This window comes from Nocardioides proteolyticus (genome assembly GCF_051280635.3).
Classification (GTDB): domain Bacteria; phylum Actinomycetota; class Actinomycetes; order Propionibacteriales; family Nocardioidaceae; genus Nocardioides.
Genome location: NZ_JBNBPO030000005.1, coordinates 140,998 through 156,647 on the forward strand (window position 1 = coordinate 140,998; position 15,650 = coordinate 156,647).

General features: G+C 71.4%; 13 protein-coding genes, 1 tRNA gene and 1 pseudogene. 4 read left to right on the top strand and 11 right to left on the bottom strand.

Annotation, left to right across the window (positions count from 1 at the left end; all coding sequences use genetic code 11):
* Nucleotides 1-58 precede the first annotated feature (58 nt).
* Entirely contained in the window at nt 59-1,303 is a 1,245-nt protein-coding gene (locus ACPOLA_RS04825; RefSeq protein ID WP_435769261.1) for a lipopolysaccharide biosynthesis protein, read from the top strand.
* Here ACPOLA_RS04825 and polA read toward each other — a convergent pair.
* The gene (polA, locus tag ACPOLA_RS04830) at nt 1,300-3,984 is read right to left on the bottom strand and encodes a DNA polymerase I (protein ID WP_435769262.1); all 2,685 of its coding nucleotides are present in this window, start codon (nt 3,982-3,984) and stop codon (nt 1,300-1,302) included. The genes ACPOLA_RS04825 and polA overlap by 4 nt on opposite strands.
* 96 nt (nt 3,985-4,080) lie before the next feature.
* Here polA and ACPOLA_RS04835 point away from each other — a divergent pair, with 96 nt between their 5' ends.
* A complete protein-coding gene (locus ACPOLA_RS04835) occupies nt 4,081-4,506 on the top strand; it encodes a hotdog fold thioesterase (protein ID WP_435769263.1) in 426 nt (141 codons plus the stop codon).
* 17 nt (nt 4,507-4,523) lie between these two features.
* Here the strand turns inward: ACPOLA_RS04835 and ACPOLA_RS04840 are convergent, their stop codons facing one another.
* Nucleotides 4,524-5,120, bottom strand: a complete 597-nt coding sequence (locus tag ACPOLA_RS04840; RefSeq protein WP_435769264.1) for a GNAT family N-acetyltransferase — start codon at nt 5,118-5,120, stop codon at nt 4,524-4,526.
* 150 nt (nt 5,121-5,270) lie between these two features.
* Between ACPOLA_RS04840 and ACPOLA_RS04845 the strand changes: the two genes are divergently transcribed.
* Nucleotides 5,271-6,017, top strand: coding sequence for a DUF554 domain-containing protein (locus ACPOLA_RS04845; protein ID WP_435769265.1), 747 nt, complete (start codon nt 5,271-5,273; stop codon nt 6,015-6,017).
* 6 nt (nt 6,018-6,023) lie between these two features.
* Here ACPOLA_RS04845 and ACPOLA_RS04850 read toward each other — a convergent pair whose 3' ends face one another.
* The 6 genes from ACPOLA_RS04850 to ACPOLA_RS04875 all read right to left on the bottom strand — a co-directional run bounded on the left by ACPOLA_RS04850 (nt 6,024) and on the right by ACPOLA_RS04875 (nt 11,660).
* The gene (locus tag ACPOLA_RS04850; RefSeq protein WP_435769266.1) at nt 6,024-6,743 is read right to left on the bottom strand and encodes an ABC transporter ATP-binding protein; all 720 of its coding nucleotides are present in this window, start codon (nt 6,741-6,743) and stop codon (nt 6,024-6,026) included.
* Nucleotides 6,733-7,560, bottom strand: coding sequence for an ABC transporter ATP-binding protein (locus tag ACPOLA_RS04855; protein ID WP_435769267.1), 828 nt, complete (start codon nt 7,558-7,560; stop codon nt 6,733-6,735). Before ACPOLA_RS04855 ends, ACPOLA_RS04850 begins: the two co-directional genes overlap by 11 nt.
* Nucleotides 7,553-8,662: a branched-chain amino acid ABC transporter permease gene (locus ACPOLA_RS04860; RefSeq protein ID WP_435769268.1), complete on the bottom strand. Its 1,110-nt coding sequence runs from the start codon at nt 8,660-8,662 to the stop codon at nt 7,553-7,555. The genes ACPOLA_RS04855 and ACPOLA_RS04860 overlap by 8 nt, the downstream gene beginning before the upstream one ends.
* Nucleotides 8,659-9,651 (bottom strand): branched-chain amino acid ABC transporter permease, encoded by a 993-nt coding sequence (locus tag ACPOLA_RS04865; RefSeq protein ID WP_435769269.1) that lies wholly within the window; start codon nt 9,649-9,651, stop codon nt 8,659-8,661. Before ACPOLA_RS04865 ends, ACPOLA_RS04860 begins: the two co-directional genes overlap by 4 nt.
* Nucleotides 9,652-9,746: 95 nt before the next feature.
* On the bottom strand, nt 9,747-10,904 hold the full coding sequence (locus ACPOLA_RS04870; protein ID WP_435769270.1) for a branched-chain amino acid ABC transporter substrate-binding protein: 1,158 nt from the start codon (nt 10,902-10,904) through the stop codon (nt 9,747-9,749).
* Nucleotides 10,905-11,030: 126 nt separating this feature from the next.
* A complete protein-coding gene (locus ACPOLA_RS04875; RefSeq protein WP_435769271.1) occupies nt 11,031-11,660 on the bottom strand; it encodes an ANTAR domain-containing response regulator in 630 nt (209 codons plus the stop codon).
* 86 nt (nt 11,661-11,746) lie between these two features.
* Between ACPOLA_RS04875 and ACPOLA_RS04880 the strand changes: the two genes are divergently transcribed.
* A tRNA-Leu gene (locus ACPOLA_RS04880) sits at nt 11,747-11,819 on the top strand.
* Nucleotides 11,820-11,839: 20 nt separating this feature from the next.
* Here ACPOLA_RS04880 and pyk read toward each other — a convergent pair.
* From pyk to ACPOLA_RS04895, 3 genes and pseudogenes are all read right to left on the bottom strand, one after another.
* Complete coding sequence (pyk, locus tag ACPOLA_RS04885; protein ID WP_435769272.1) at nt 11,840-13,303, bottom strand: pyruvate kinase; 1,464 nt, start codon at nt 13,301-13,303, stop codon at nt 11,840-11,842.
* A gap of 111 nt (nt 13,304-13,414) precedes the next feature.
* Entirely contained in the window at nt 13,415-14,884 is a 1,470-nt protein-coding gene (locus tag ACPOLA_RS04890; RefSeq protein WP_435769273.1) for a glutamate synthase subunit beta, read from the bottom strand.
* A pseudogene (locus ACPOLA_RS04895) lies at nt 14,877-15,419 on the bottom strand (GltB/FmdC/FwdC-like GXGXG domain-containing protein); the annotation flags it as partial. The gene ACPOLA_RS04890 and the pseudogene ACPOLA_RS04895, both read right to left, overlap by 8 nt.
* Nucleotides 15,420-15,650: the final 231 nt, after the last annotated feature.

Here is a 15,650-nt window from a genome sequence, read left to right on the forward strand (position 1 = left end):
CTGTATGCGGCACCGGGTGAGATGCAGGGATCCACCGGGCACCCCCTAGCCTTCTCGCGTGACGACCGTTGCCGACGCCTCGCGCTCGCGGGTGGGCCGGCTGTTCCGCAGCACGGCCGGCATCGCGATCGCGATGGCCGTGATGAACGTCGGCACCTACGCCTTCCAGATGGTGGCGGCTCGCCTGCTCGGACCGAGCCAGTACGGCGCCGTGGCCAGCCTGATGGCACTGCTGATGGTGCTCTCCGTGCTCCAGCTCGGGCTCCAGGCGACGGCGGCTCGCCGGATCTCCGCGGAGCCGGGCGACGTGGCGGCCATCGAGCGGACGGTGCTGCTCACGACCTGGCGCGCCGCGCTCCTCCTCGGCGTGGTGGCCCTCGCGGCGGCTCCCGCCGTGTGGCAGCTGCTGCGCCTCGACAGCCTGTTGCCGGCCGTGCTGCTGGCACTGTGCGTCGTGCCGGTCACCGTGATGGGCGGTCAGGCGGGGGTGCTCCAGGGCGAGCGCCGGTGGCTGCCCCTGGGGCTGGTCTACGTCTCGGTCGGCGTGCCGCGGGTCCTGGTCGGCACGGCGTTCCTGCTCCTCTCCCCCACGGAGACCAACGCGATGCTCGCCGTGCTGATTGCCTCCTGGCTCCCGGTGCTGGTCGGCACGGCCGCGCTGCGGCACCGGCCCGGCGAGGCGGTCCCCGACCACGAGGCCCACGTCCGGCGCGACGTGGTGCGGGAGACCGTCGCCAGCTCGGTGGCCCTGCTCGCGTTCATCGCGCTGTCGAACCTCGACGTGGTGGTGGCGCGCAGCGTGCTCGACGAGCACGACGCGGGGCTGTACGCCGGCGGGCTGATCGTCACCAAGGCCGTCCTGTTCCTGCCGCAGTTCGCCGTGGTGATCCTCTTCCCCTCGATGTCCACCGACCACGAGAGCCGGTCGGCGGTCGTGCGCGGGCTGGCGTTCCTGACCGGGCTGGGCGCCGCGGCGGCGGTGGCGACGTACTTCCTTTCCGACCTGGCGCTGGTCTTCATCGGCGGCGACGACTACGCCGGCGTGCAGGACCGGCTCTGGCTGTTCGCCGTCCTCGGTGGCCTCCTGGCGGTGCTGCAGCTGCTGGTGTACGCCGGTCTCGCGCGGCGCGGCCGCACGACGAAGTACCTGATCGGCGTGGGCGTCGCGGCCCTCGTCGGCGCGGGCGCCACCGCCGCCACCGTCACCGGGCTCGCCGCGACCGTGGCGCTGGTGGACGCCGCGGTGGTGCTGGTCCTGCTGGCCCTCCAGGTGCTGCGGCACCGCCGCCTCGCCGGGGGCTAGTGCGCGGCCTCGTGCCAGCTGCGTCCGGTGCCGACGGACACGTCGAGGGGGACGGTGAGCTCCGCCGCGCCGGCCATCTGGGCGCGCACCAGCGCCTCGAGCGCCTCCTGCTCCCCCTCGGCGACCTCGAAGACCAGCTCGTCGTGGACCTGGAGCAGCATCCGCGACCGCAGACCGGCCTCGTCGAGGGCCTGCTGGGTGCGCAGCATCGCGACCTTGATCAGGTCGGCCGCCGAGCCCTGGATGGGGGCGTTGAGCGCCATCCGCTCCGCGGTCTCGCGCCGCATCCGGTTGTCGCTGGTGAGGTCGGGCAGGTAGCGGCGCCGGCCCATGATGGTCTCGGTGAACCCCGAGCGGCGTGCCTCGTCGACCACGCCGGCGAGGTAGTCGCGGATCCCGCCGAAGGTCTCGAAGTACTCGTCCATCAGGCCCCGGGCCTCGCCCGGCTCGATGCCCAGCTGCTGGGACAGGCCGAACGCGGAGAGGCCGTAGGCCAGTCCGTAGTTCATCGCCTTGATCTTCGCCCGCATCTCGGGCGTCACGGCCTCCGGAGCCACGTCGAAGACCCGCGACGCGGTGGCGGCGTGGAAGTCGCGGCCGGACCGGAACGCCTCGATCAGCAGCGCGTCCTCGGACAGGTGCGCCATGATCCGCATCTCGATCTGGCTGTAGTCGGCGGTCATCAGGCAGTCGTAGCCCGCACCGACCACGAACCCCTCGCGGATCCGGCGCCCCTCCTCGGTGCGGATGGGGATGTTCTGCAGGTTCGGGTCGGTGCTCGAGAGCCGGCCGGTCGCCGCGATCATCTGGTTGAAAGTCGTGTGGATCCGCCCGTCGGGCTGCACCGTCTTGAGCAGCCCCTCGATCGTCTGGCGCAGCCGCGCGACCTCGCGATGGCGCAGCAGGTGGAGGAGGAAGGGGTGCTCGGTCTTCACGAACAGGCTCTGCAGCGCGTCGGCATCGGTGGTGTAGCCGGTCTTGGTGCGCTTGGTCTTCGGCATGCCCAGCTCGTCGAAGAGGACCACCTGCAGCTGCTTGGGCGAGCCGAGGTTGATCTCCTTGCCGATCACGGCGTAGGCCTCCTCGGCCTCCTTGCGCACCTCGTCGGCGAAGTGCTGCTCGAGGTCGGTGAGGTGGTCGGTGTCGACGGCGATGCCGGTCTGCTCGAGCTTGGCGAGGACCCGCACCAGCGGCAGCTCGACCTCGGTGAGGAGGCGTGCGCCGCCGGCCCGCTCCACCTCGCTCTCCAGCGCCTGGGCCAGGTCGATCACCGCCCGCGCGTGCAGCATCGCGGTCGATCCGACGTCGACGCCGTCGTCGAAGAGCGCCGCCTGGTCGTCATGGCTCTCGTCCTTCAGCTCCCGCCGCAGGTAGCGCAGCGTGAGGTCGGCGAGGTCGTAGGAGCGCTGGTCGGGCTGGGCGAGGTAGGCGGTCAGCGCGGTGTCGCTGGCCACGCCCTCGAGCCGCCAGCCGTGGGCGGCGAAGGCCAGCGTCGGTCCCTTGGCGTCGTGCAGCACCTTCTGTCGCCGCGGGTCGGCGAGCCAGTCGGCGAGCGCCTGCTCGTCGTCCGCGGACAGCGCGGCGACGTCGACGTACGCCGCCCGGCCGCCGGCCTCGGCGATCGCGATCCCGTCGACCGTCCCGGTGCCGGCGCCCCAGCTGCCGCGGACGTGGACTCCGACGGTCTCCTCGGCGAGGCCCTCGAGGAGCTCCCGGACCCCGCCCTCGGCGACCACCCGGCCGTCGAGCTCGAAGCCACCCTCCTCGATCGGCTCCTCGTCGGCGAGCGTCTCGATCGTGCGCGTGCGGAGCTCGCCGCGGAACTCCAGCTCGTCGAAGAGGGTGAGGGCGGCCTGCCGGTCCCACGGCCGGAGCGCCAGGTCGGTGGGCGTCACGCCGAGGTCGAGGTCGCAGACCAGCGCGTTGAGACGCCGGTTGCGGATCACGTCGCCGAGGTGCTCGCGGAACGCCTCGCCCTTCTTGCCGGTGATCTCGTCGGCGTGGGCGATGACGTTGTCGAGGCCGTCGTACTGGTTGATCCAGCGGGCGGCGAAGCCGACGCCCACCCCCGGAACGCCGGGCAGGTTGTCGGAGGTCTCTCCCACGATCGCCGCGATCTCGGGGTAGCGGTGCGGCGGCACGCCGTACTTGTCCTGCACCGCGGCGGGCGTCATCCGCGCCAGGTCGGAGACGCCACGCATGGGGTAGAGCACGGTCGAGCGGTCGCTGACCAGCTGGAAGGAGTCGCGGTCGCCGGTGAGGATCAGCACCTCCATCCCGTCGGCCGGGTCGGCGAGGGCCTGGGTGACGAGGGTGCCGATGATGTCGTCGGCCTCGTAGCCCTCCGCCTTCAGGAACGGGATCGAGAAGGCGTCGAGCACCCGCTCGATGAGAGGCAGCTGGCTGCGGAACTCGTCGGGGGTCTTGTTGCGCTTGGCCTTGTAGTCGGAGTACTCCTCGCTGCGGAAGGTGGCGCGGGAGACGTCGAAGGCGACGGCAGCGTGCGTCGGCTGCTCGTCGCGCAGCACGTTGACCAGCATGGAGGTGAACCCGTAGACGGCGTTGGTGTGCTGTCCGGACGCGGTGGAGAAGTTCTCCACCGGCAGCGCGAAGAACGCACGGTAGGCCAGCGAGTGGCCGTCGAGGAGGAGCAGGCGCGGCGGACGGACGGGCTCAGGCACGCTGCGACTCTACCGAGGGCGACCGACAGCGCCGGGGGCCGCCGTCGTTCGCCCGGGGTCGCCGGGGTCGCCGGGGTCGTCGCTAGGGTCGGCTCCATGACGAGCACCGACGACGTGACCGGTTCGCTGCGCTCCAACATGGGCGCCCTGAACGAGAAGATGGGCGTGGAGCTGGTCGAGGTGGGGCCGGAGCGGGTGGTCGCCACGATGCCGGTGGAGGGCAACACCCAGCCCTACGGACTGCTCCACGGCGGTGCCTCGGTCGTGCTGGCCGAGACGCTGGGCTCGATCGCCGCCGCCCTGCACGCCGGACCCGACCGCTTCGCGGTCGGCACCGACATCAACGCCACCCACCACCGGTCCGCCACCGCCGGCCGGGTCACCGGCACCGCGATCCCGCTCCACCTCGGCCGCAGCATGGCGAGCTTCGAGGTGGTGATCACCGACGAGTCGGGCCGACGGGTGTGCACCTCGCGGATCACGTGCGCCCTCCTCGACCGGGACCCGGGCAGCCGCGGCTGAGCCCGCTACTCCGCCCGTTACTCCGGAGCGACCGGGTCCTGGCCCGGGAGCGGCAGCCGGTCCGTGCCGCGCGACCGCCGGAGCGAGCGCCGGGCGGCGAGCACCTTGTTGCTCCGTCCGGCCTCGCCGTTCCGCTGCGGGCTCACCCGGCTGCGCAGCAGGGTCGTCGGCGCGGCCCGGTAGCTGGCGACCGGCGCGAGGCCCAGGCGTGCCATGAACCGGTTGGCCTCGCGCGAGGTCTGCGGGACGGCGGTCGCCACGTGCAGCACGCCGTTCTCCTCGGCGAACGACACCGCGGCCTCCATCAGGGCCCGCCCCACGCCGTGACGGCGGTAGCGGTCGAAGACGCGCGGGTGGATCGCCTGCACCGAGGCGTCGAGGTTGAGGGGTGAGAGCGTGGTGAGTCGCAGGTAGACCGCCCCGGCGGGCTGGCCGTCGTAGTCCACCACGACGACGCGCTGCTCCGGCGACGCGGCGGCGCTCTTGATGATCAGCTCCAGGTCCGCGACCTGCTCGGACCGGTCGGCCCGGCGGAGCACGTCGCTCCACAGCTCGGCCAGCACCGGCGCATCCTCGCGGGTGGCGACCCGCGGCGACAACGAGTAACGACTCATCAAGGTCCAACCTCCCCCACGTCACCTTGCAGCGAGCCCGCTGTCCGGACGGCCTCGCCGGGCAAGACTACGCTCAGCCCCGTCCCGCGCGACAGGGGCGCCGCACACTTCGTCCACGACCGTGGGCGCCGACACACCAGGAGGCTCCGGTTGATCCCCGGAACGGGCACCGCCGTCAACGTCGCCGCCGTGCTGGTCGGCTCCGTCGTCGGCCGGGTCGCGGGCGACCGGCTGCCGAAGCGGACCCGCGACCTGGTCACCGACGGGCTCGGCCTGGTGACCCTCCTCATCGCCGGCACGTCGGCGATGGCGGTGCTGGACCCAGGCCTGGCGGACGAGGTCGGCGACAGCGCTCCCCTGCTGGTCGTGCTGGGCTCGGTCCTCGTCGGCGGGATCGCCGGCTCGCTGCTGCGCCTGGAGGACCGGGTCGAGGCGCTCGGTGGCTGGCTGCAGCGGCGGCTGGCCGGCGAGGCCGGCGGCGAGGAGCGCCAGCGGTTCATCGAGGGCTTCGTCGTCGCGTCGCTGATCTTCTGCACCGGACCGCTCACGATCCTCGGCGCTCTCAACGACGGCCTCGGCAAGGGAGCCGACGAGCTCTATCTCAAGTCGGCCCTCGACGGGTTCGCCGCCGTCGCCTTCGCCGCGGCGTTCGGCTGGGGCGTCGCGGCCAGCGTGCTCACCCTGGTCGTCGTGCAGGGCGGCCTGACCCTCGTCGGGCTGGGGCTCGGCGACGTACTGCCCGACGCCCATCTCGCCGCGGTCACCGCCACCGGCGGGCTCCTCCTGGTCGGCGTGGCCCTCCGCCTGCTCGACGTCAAGCAGGTGGCCGTGGCCGACCTGCTCCCCGCGCTCGCGGTCGCCCCCCTCCTCGTCGAGGCGACCGCCCTCCTGCGCTGAGGCCGGTCAGACGTCGCCGCCGAGGTAGGCGGCCTTCACCGAGTCGTCGCCGGCGAGCTCGGCGCCGGTGCCGGACCGCACGATCTCGCCGGTCTCCAGGATGTGGGCCTCCGAGGAGCGCTTCAGCGCCTGCGCGGCGTTCTGCTCGACCAGGAGCACCGTGGTGCCCTGCTGGTTGATCTCGGTGATGATCGAGAAGATCTGCTGGATGAGCTTGGGGGCCAGACCCATCGACGGCTCGTCGAGCAGGAGCAGCCGGGGCCGGGACATCAGCGCGCGTCCCATCGCGACCATCTGCTGCTCACCGCCGGAGAGGGTGCCCGCGGACTGGTTGATCCGCTCCTGGAGCCGCGGGAACAGCGAGAGCACGCGGTCGAGGTCCTCGCGGTAGGCCGGCGAGTTCCGGTCCTTGCGCACGTAGGCGCCCATGTCGAGGTTCTCGCGCACCGTCATCCCGACGAAGCAGCGGCGCCCCTCCGGGGACTGGTTGATCCCGAGCTTCACCCGCTCGTACGGCGGCAGCCGGGTGATGTCCTTGCCCTCGAACCTGATCGAGCCGGCGCGCACCGAGTGGATGCCCGAGATCGTCTTGAGCGTCGTGGTCTTGCCCGCGCCGTTGGCGCCGATCAGCGTGGTGACGGTGCCCTCGGGCACCCCGAAGGTGATGTCACGGATGGCCTCGATGTGTCCGTAGTTGACGCACAGGCCCTCGACCTCAAGAAGCATCGTCTTCTTCCACTCCCAGGTAGGCGGCGATCACGGCAGGGTCGTTCTGGACCTGCTGCGGCGTGCCCTCCGCGATCTTGCGGCCGAACTCCAGCACCACGATCCGGTCGGTGACGCCCATGACCAGCTTCATGTCGTGCTCGATGAGCAGCACGGTGTAGCCGCGGTCGCGGACCCTGCGGATCAGCTCCATGAGCCGGACCTTCTCGGCCGGGTTGAAGCCGGCCGCCGGCTCGTCCAGGCAGAGCAGCTGCGGCTCGGTCGCCATCGCGCGGGCGATCTCGAGCCGCCGCTGGTCGCCGTAGGACAGGTTGGCGGCGAGCTCGTCGGCCTTGTCGAGGATGCCCATGAACTCGAGCAGCTCGACGGCGCGCTCGTGCCCGTCGTGCTCCTCGCGCCGGTGCCGCGGGAGCCGGAAGAGCGCACTGAGGATCCCCGTCTTGTGCCGGGCGTCGGCGCCGACCAGCACGTTCTCGAGCGCGGTCATGGCCGGGAACAGCCGCACGTTCTGGAACGTGCGCGCGATGCCGGTGCGGGTGATCTTGTGCGGCTTCATCCGCCGCAGCGGCTCGCCGCGGAACCGGACCTCCCCCGACGTCGGCCGGTAGACGCCGGTGACCGCGTTGAAGCAGGTCGTCTTGCCGGCGCCGTTGGGACCGATCAGCCCCAGGATCTCGCCCTCGGAGATGTGGAAGGACACCGAGTCGAGGGCGGTCAGGCCACCGAAGCGGATGGTCAGGTCGTCGACCTCGAGGACCGGTGCGCCCGACCGCCCGGGCCGCTCCGTGCCGGTCGGTGTGGTGGTGGCGTCAGACACGAGCCGTCCTCCCTTCGCCGTCGCCCTCTTCGAGCTGCTCGATGCGTGCCTCCATGCGCCGCGCGCGCACCGTGCGCTTGGGCGGGATCAGTCCCTCGGGCCGGAAGTTGGCCAGCACGACGAGCGCGAGGCCGAACACCAGGAACCGCCACTCCTCGAAGGCCTGGAACCGCTCCGGCAGGTAGGCGATCAGGAACGCCCCCACCAGCACGCCCCACCGGTTGCCCTGCCCGCCGACCACGACGGCGGCGACGAACAGGATGGAGGTGAGGAGCGGGAAGACCGCCGGGTTGATGAAGCCGTTCTGGGTGGCGAACAGCGCGCCGGCGAGCCCGCCGATGAACGCGCCGGTCGCGAAGGCGAGCAGCTTGAAGCGGAACGTCGGCACGCCCATGATCTCGGCGGCGTCCTCGTCCTCGCGGGTCGCCTCCCAGGCTCGCCCGACCCGGCTGTCCTTGACCAGCCGGTCCGCGAACAGGGCGATGATCAGCAGGGTGAGCCCGAGCCAGTAGTAGGGCGTGGAGTCCACGACGCTGAACTCGAGGAACGTCGTGGTGTCCCGGGTGTCGAGGAGCACCGTGCCGTTGCCCCAGAACAGGTGGGGCACCTCGAACAGCTCGACGCTCGGCGGCTTCGCGATGTTGGAGATGCCGCGGAAGTCTCCGAGCCACTCGAGGTTGACCGCCGTCAGCCGGATGATCTCGCCGAAGCCGAGCGTCACGATCGCGAGGTAGTCGCCGCGGACCCGGAGCGTCGGCCAGCCCAGCAGCAGTCCGGCCAGGGTGGTCGTCGCGACGGCGGCCGGGACCGCGAGCAGAAGCGGCCAGCTCGCGTGGAACGACGTCAGGATCGCCGCGGTGTAGGCGCCGATGGCGTAGAACCCGACGTAGCCGAGGTCCAGCAGGCCGGCATAGCCGATCACGATGTTGAGGCCGACCGCGATCAGGCCGTAGACGGTGAACAGGAACAGGACGAACCCGAAGTCGGTGCCCTGGGTGGAGATGACCGGCAGCTCCAGCAGCGGCAGCACGTAGGCGAACACCGCGAGGGCGATCCACAGGCCGATCTTCACCGGCCGGGGCAGCTGGGCGATCTTGTTCATGCGCGCGCCTTCCCGAGGGACTCACCGAGGATGCCGGTCGGCCGGAACAGCAGGATCGCGACCAGCAGGACGAAGGCGATCACGTCGCGCCACTCGCCGCCGAACAGGCCCTGCCCCCAGTTCTCCGCGACCCCGAGGATGAGCCCACCGAGCAGGGCGCCGCGAAGGTTGCCGATGCCGCCCAGGACGGCAGCGGTGAACGCCTTGACGCCGAGCAGGAAGCCGATGTCGAAGCGGGTGATCTCGAACCGCAGCATGTAGAGGAACGCCGCGACGCCCGCCATCAGGCCGCCCAGGAGGAACGTCGCCTGCACCGCGCGCGTGGGGTTGACTCCCATCAGCGCCGCTGTCTCCGGATCCTGGGCGGTCGCCCGGATCCCTCGGCCGAGCTTGGAGCGGCGGACGAACTGGTCGAGCAGGATCATCATCACGATCGCCGAGACGATCACGATCACGTCGAGCGACCGGACGGTGTAGCCGCCGATGGTGAACAGGTCGACCTGGTCGACGATGTCGACGCCCTGGTTGATCCGCGCGCCGCCGACGTACTCGGAGAGGTCGTCGCGCAGGCCGAACCAGGCCGCGACGTCGTCGCGCTGGCCCATCAGCTCGGCCAGGAAGAAGGACGCACCGATCGCCGAGATCAGCGCGATCAGCCGCGGCGCGCCGCGCTTGATGAGCCGGCGGTAGGCGATCCGTTCGAGGAGCAGCGCGATGCCGGCGGACATGGCCATCGCCAGGACCAGCGCCACGAGGAGCACGAGCGCGAGGTGCATGCCGCCGACCGAGCTCCCGCCGGTCATGAAGATCACCACCCACAGCACACCGAAGGTGCCGTACATGAACACCTCGGAGTGGGCGAAGTTGATCAGCTGCAGCACGCCGTAGACCATCGTGTAGCCCAGCGCGATCAGGGCGTAGATCGCCCCGAACGCAAGCCCGGTGATCGTGAGCTCGGCGAAGTTGTCGAAGAAGAAGGAGAAGTTCACCAGGCCTCCTGCGGCCTCGAGCGGGTCAGGCGCGGGTGCGGCTGGGGAGCTTCGCTCCCCAGCCGCACCCGTGCATGGTGATCGTGATCAGCGGGTCAGCTGATCTCGCTCTCGTAGACGATCTCCCCGTCCTTGACCGTGTAGGCGTAGACGTGGACGTCGGAGGGCTCGCCGCTCTCGTCGAAGTTGAGCTGCTTGGTGATGCCCTGCTCGTCGTACTCGTTGATGAACTCGAGCATCGCCTCGCGGTCCGAGATCCCGTCCTCGATGCCGGCCAGGAAGATCTGCGTCGCGTCGTAGGCCTCGGCGGCGTAGGTGCCGGGTGCCTCGCCGAACTCCTCCTCGTAGTCGGCCGCGAACTCCGCGACGGCCTCCTCCTCGGCGGGGATGCAGGGGCAGGTGATGATGGTGCCCTCGGCCGCCGCGCCCGCGCCGTCGAGGTAGCCCTGGTCCTTGACGCCGTCGGCCACCACGAAGGTGCCCTCGAAGCCGCCCTCGCGAAGCTGCTTGGCCAGCGGACCCGCCTCGGCGTAGTAGCCACCGAAGAAGATCGTGTCGGCGTCCGAGCTGGTCGCGGCCGTCACGGTCGCGGAGAACTCGGTCTGACCAGTCTGGATCCGGTCGCTGCCGACCACGGCGTCACCGAGCTCCTCGCGGACGATGTCCGCCAGGCCCTTGCCGTACTCGGAGGCGTCGTCGATGACGAAGACCTGCTCGGCGCCGATCGTGTCCTGGATGTACTTCGCCGCCGCCGGACCCTGCGTGGCGTCGTTGCCGAGCGCCCGGTGGAAGGTGTCCCAGCCGTGCTCCGCCAGGTTCGGGTTGGTCGCCGACGGGGTGATCGTCGGGAGACCGGCCTCCGCGAAGGTCGGTCCGGCCGCCTCGGACTCACCGGAGAACGCGGGGCCGACGACGCCGATGACGGCGTCGTCCTGGGCTGCGTTGCGGGCCGGGCCCGTCACGCGCTCCGGGTTGCCCTGCGAGTCGAGCTTCTCCAGGGTGACGTCGCACTCGGCGTCGGCGTTGTACTGGTCGACCGCGAGCTGCGCGCCCTGGTGGATCGGGGTGCCGAGGCCGGACGCCGGTCCGGTGATCGGGCCGATGTATGCGAGCTTCAAGTCGCAGGCGGCGTCGCTGCCGCCACCGCCACCGCCGTCCTCGGTGGTGCCGCAGGCCGACAGCGTCAGTCCGAGGGCGAGTGCCGCGGTGGCACCGATGCCCATCACCTTGTTTCGCCTCAAGACGATCTCCACTTCCCTACGTTGGGCCGACGGGCGAAAGATGCCCGCGGACGTGTCCTGCCGCGGGAACCTACACCGGCAGACCTGTCCTTGGAAGCAGCGCGCACCCCCCGCGGCGAATCATGACAATACTGTTACCTAGGGCACATCCGGGCGTGACACGTCGGCGACGCCGTGGGCCACCACACCCTCGGCCACCTGCCGCATCGACATGCGCAGGTCCATCGCGGTCTTCTGGATCCACCGGAACGCCTCGGGCTCGGAGAGCGACAGCTCCTGCTGGAGGACCCCCTTGGCCCGGTCGACGGCCTTGCGCGTCTCCAGGCGGTCGGCGAGGTCGCTGACTTCGCTCTCGAGCTGACGGATCTCGGCGAACCGGCTCACCGCCATCTCGATCGCCGGCACCAGGTCGGCCTGGTTGAACGGCTTGACGAGGTAGGACATCGCCCCGGCCTCACGGGCGCGCTCGACGAGCTCCCGCTGCGAGAAGGCGGTCAGCATCACGACCGGCGCGATCCGTCGCCCCGCGATCGCTTCTGCGGCGGCGATCCCGTCGAGCACCGGCATCTTCACGTCGAGGATGACCAGGTCGGGGCGGAGACGCTCGGCCAGGTCGATGGCCTGCTGGCCGTCGGCCGCCTGCCCGACGACGTCGTACCCCTCCTCGACCAGCATCTCAGCCAGGTCCATCCGGATCAGCGTCTCGTCCTCGGCGATCACCACGGAGCGCGGCGTCGACGGCGAGGAATGCGGGGCGGTCTCGGTCACGTGCCAAGGCTATCGGTGCCGCCGGGTCGTGGCTCCCGCCCGGTGGCCGGCCGGACGCTCCGTTCGGCTACCTTTGCCGTGCCCTCGCCCCGGTATCCCAACGGCAGAGGAAATGTGCTCAAACCACATCAAGTGTGGGTTCGAATCCCACCCGGGGCACCCATCGCGCCGGTGTTCGCTCAGCTGCGACGCCGGTAGGCCGGAGCCACCTCGTTGATGGCGTCGCCCATCCGGTGCACGCGCAGCGCGTTGGTCGAGCCGGGGATGCCGGGCGGGCTGCCTGCGACGATCACCACCAGGTCGCCCTCCTTGACCCGGCCGATCCGCAGCAGCTCCTCGTCGACCTGGCGCACCATCTCGTCGGTGTGCTCCACGGTGTGGGTCTTGAACGCCTCGACGCCCCAGGTGAGCGCCAGCTGCGAGCGGGCCCGCGCCTCCGGGGTGAACGCCAGCACCGGGATCGGGCTGCGCAGGCGCGCGAGCCGGCGCGCGGAGTCACCGGACTGGGTGAACGCGACGACGTACTTGGCACCGACGCGCTGGGCGACCTCCTCGGCCGCCTTGGTGATCACGCCGGCGCGGGTGTGGGGGTCCCACTCGATCCGGCCGAACCGGCTGAACGTCTCGTCGTCCAGGGCGTGGGACTCGGTCGCCGCGATGATCCGCGCCATCGTCTCCACGGTGTGGATCGGGTGCTCCCCCACGCTGGTCTCGCCGGAGAGCATGACCGCGTCGGCGCCGTCGAGGACGGCGTTCGCCACGTCGCTCGCCTCGGCCCGCGTCGGCGCCGGGTTGGTGACCATCGACTCCAGCATCTGGGTCGCCACGATCACCGGCTTCGCGTTGCGGCGGGCCTCGACGATGACCTTCTTCTGGAGGAACGGGACCTCCTCCAGGGGGCACTCCACGCCGAGGTCGCCGCGCGCCACCATGAACCCGTCGAAGGCCTGGACCAGCTCGTCGAGATTCTCGATCGCCTGCGGCTTCTCGATCTTCGCGATCACCGGGAGGAGCACGCCCTCCTCGCGCATGATCACCCGCACGTCCTCGGCGTCGGCGGCGTTGCGGACGAAGCTGAGGGCGATGAAGTCCACGCCCAGCCGCAGCGCGAACCGGAGGTCCTCGGCGTCCTTCTCGGACAGCGCCGGGACCGACACGGCCACACCGGGCAGGTTGATGCCCTTGTGGTTGCTCACCCGGCCCCCGACGACGACCTCCGTGACGACGTCGGTGTCGTTCACCTCGACGACGCGCAGCCGCACCTTGCCGTCGTCGATGAGCAGCGGGTCGCCGGGCCCCACGTCACCGGGCAGCCCCTTGTAGGTCGTGCCCGAGATCTCGTCGTTGCCGTCGACGTCGCGGGTCGTGATGGTCCACCGCTGCCCGGCGTCGAGCGTCACCGGCCCGGAGGAGAAGGTCTCGAGGCGGATCTTGGGACCCTGCAGGTCGGCGAAGATGCCGACGCCGTGGCCGCTCGCGTCCGAAGCGGCACGGACCAGGCGGTAGACCTCGGCGTGCTGCGCGTGGGTGCCGTGGCTCATGTTGAGCCGCGCGACGTCCATCCCCGCGGAGACCAGCTCCCGGATGCGTCGCTCGGAGCTGGTGGCCGGGCCCAGCGTGCACACGATCTTGGCTCTCCGCACGACCTCACCCTATCGACCGCCGCTGCGGCCGAAACGGCGCACCGGCGCAAACTCCGGGTGAAGCCCTGGTGGGAGTCTGCGCCGGTGCGCTCGGCGTCGGGGTGGTCTTGGTCAGACCACCAGCGGTCGTGCGGTCGGAGGGACCGGGACGGGCAGCTGCGTCGACCCGGACAGGTACGCGTCGACCCCGGCCGCAGCCGCGCGACCCTCGGCGATGGCCCACACGATCAGCGACTGGCCGCGGCCCGCGTCGCCGGCCGCGAAGACGCCCGCGACGTTGGTGGCGTAGTCAGCGGACCGCTTGACGTTGCCGCGCTCGTCGAGCTCGAGACCGAGCTGCTCGACCAGGCCGTCCTTCTCCGGTCCGACGAAGCCCATCGCGAAGAGGACCAGGTCGGCCGGGATCTCTCGCTCCGTGCCCTCGATCTCCACGAGCTTGCCGGCCTCGAACCGCACGTCGACGATCCGGAGCGCGCGGACCTTGCCGTCCTCGTCGCCGAGGAACTCCTTGGTCGACACCGAGTAGACGCGGTCGCCGGCCTCCTCGTGCGCCGAGGAGACCCGGAACACCATCGGGTACGTCGGCCACGGCTGGCCGTCGGGGCGGCCGGTCGGCGGCTCCGGCATGATCTCCAGCTGGGTGATCGACGCCGCGCCCTGGCGGACCGAGGTGCCGAGGCAGTCGGCGCCGGTGTCGCCGCCGCCGATGATCACGACGTGCTTGCCGTCCGCGCGGATCTGCCCGTCCACCTGCTCGCCCAGCGCGACCCGGTTGGCCTGCGGCAGGAACTCCATCGCCTGGTGGATGCCGTCCAGCTCGCGGCCGGGGACCGGAAGGTCGCGCGGGACGGTCGACCCGATCGCCAGCACCACCGCGTCGTAGCGGTCGCGCAGGGCAGCGCCGGTCAGCTTGCCCTGGCCGACCTCGACGCCCGACCGGAAGACGGTGCCCTCGCGCTTCATCTGCTCCAGGCGCCGGTCGAGGTACTTCTTCTCCATCTTGAACTCGGGAATGCCGTAGCGCAGCAGCCCGCCGGGCTTGTCGGCCCGCTCGTAGACCGCGACCGTGTGGCCGGCACGGGTGAGCTGCTGGGCGGCGGCGAGCCCGGCCGGGCCGGAGCCGACGACGGCGACCGTCCTGCCCGACAGCCACTCCGGCGGCTGGGGCCGCACGAACCCGGACTCCCAGGCCTTGTCCGCGATCGACACCTCGACGTTCTTGATCGTCACCGCCGGCTGGTTGATGCCGAGCACGCAGGCGGTCTCGCACGGCGCCGGGCAGAGGCGGCCGGTGAACTCGGGGAAGTTGTTGGTCGCGTGCAGGCGCTCGATGGCCCCCTCCCAGTCGTCGCGCCAGACCAGGTCGTTCCACTCCGGGATGAGATTGCCGAGGGGGCAGCCCTGGTGGCAGAACGGGATGCCGCAGTCCATGCAGCGACCCGCCTGCTCGGTGATGATCGGCAGCAGCGCGCGACCCATCCCACCCGGATAGACCTCGTTCCAGTCCTGCACGCGCTCCGCCACCGGTCGCCGCTCGGCAACCTGGCGGTCGTGCTTCAGGAATCCCTTGGGATCAGCCATGGAGACTCTCCATCATCGCGTTGGCCACGCCGTCCTCGTCGAGCCCCGCGGCCTCGGCCTTGGCCTTGGCCTCGAGCACGATGCGGTAGTCGCGCGGCATGACTTCGGTGAACCGGGTGAGCGAGGTCGCCCAGTCGGCGAGGAGCTCGGCGGCCACCTCGGAGCCGGTCTCCTCGTGGTGGCGGCGCACGAGCTGCTCGAGCTCCTCGGCGTGCGCACCCTCCACCGGGCCGAGCTCGACCAGCTCCTGGTTGACCCGGTGCTCCTTGAGGTCGAGGACCCAGGCGACGCCGCCGGACATGCCGGCGGCGAAGTTGCGGCCGGTCCGGCCGAGCACGGCGACGCGGCCGCCGGTCATGTACTCGCAGCCGTGGTCGCCCACACCCTCGGTCACCACCGTGGCACCCGAGTTGCGCACGCAGCACCGCTCCCCGACGCCGCCACGGATGAAGATCTCACCCGACGTCGCGCCGTAGGCGATCGTGTTGCCGGCGATGATGTGCTCGTCGGCGCGGAACGGCGCGCCGCGGTCGGGGGGGGGGGGGGGGGGGGGGGGGGGGGGGGGGGGGGCGGCGGCGGGGGTTGGGTGGGGGGGGGGGCGGGGCGGGGGGGGGGGGGGGGGGGGTGGTCGGGTTCGGCCTCCGGGTCTCGTTCCGGGTGGTGATCGGGGTGGCGCCGGCGGACGACGTGCCGCTGTCGACCGCGAGCGGTCGCGACTCCCTCTACCTCGCCTTCCACACCCACCGCCGGGCCGACCACACCGCCT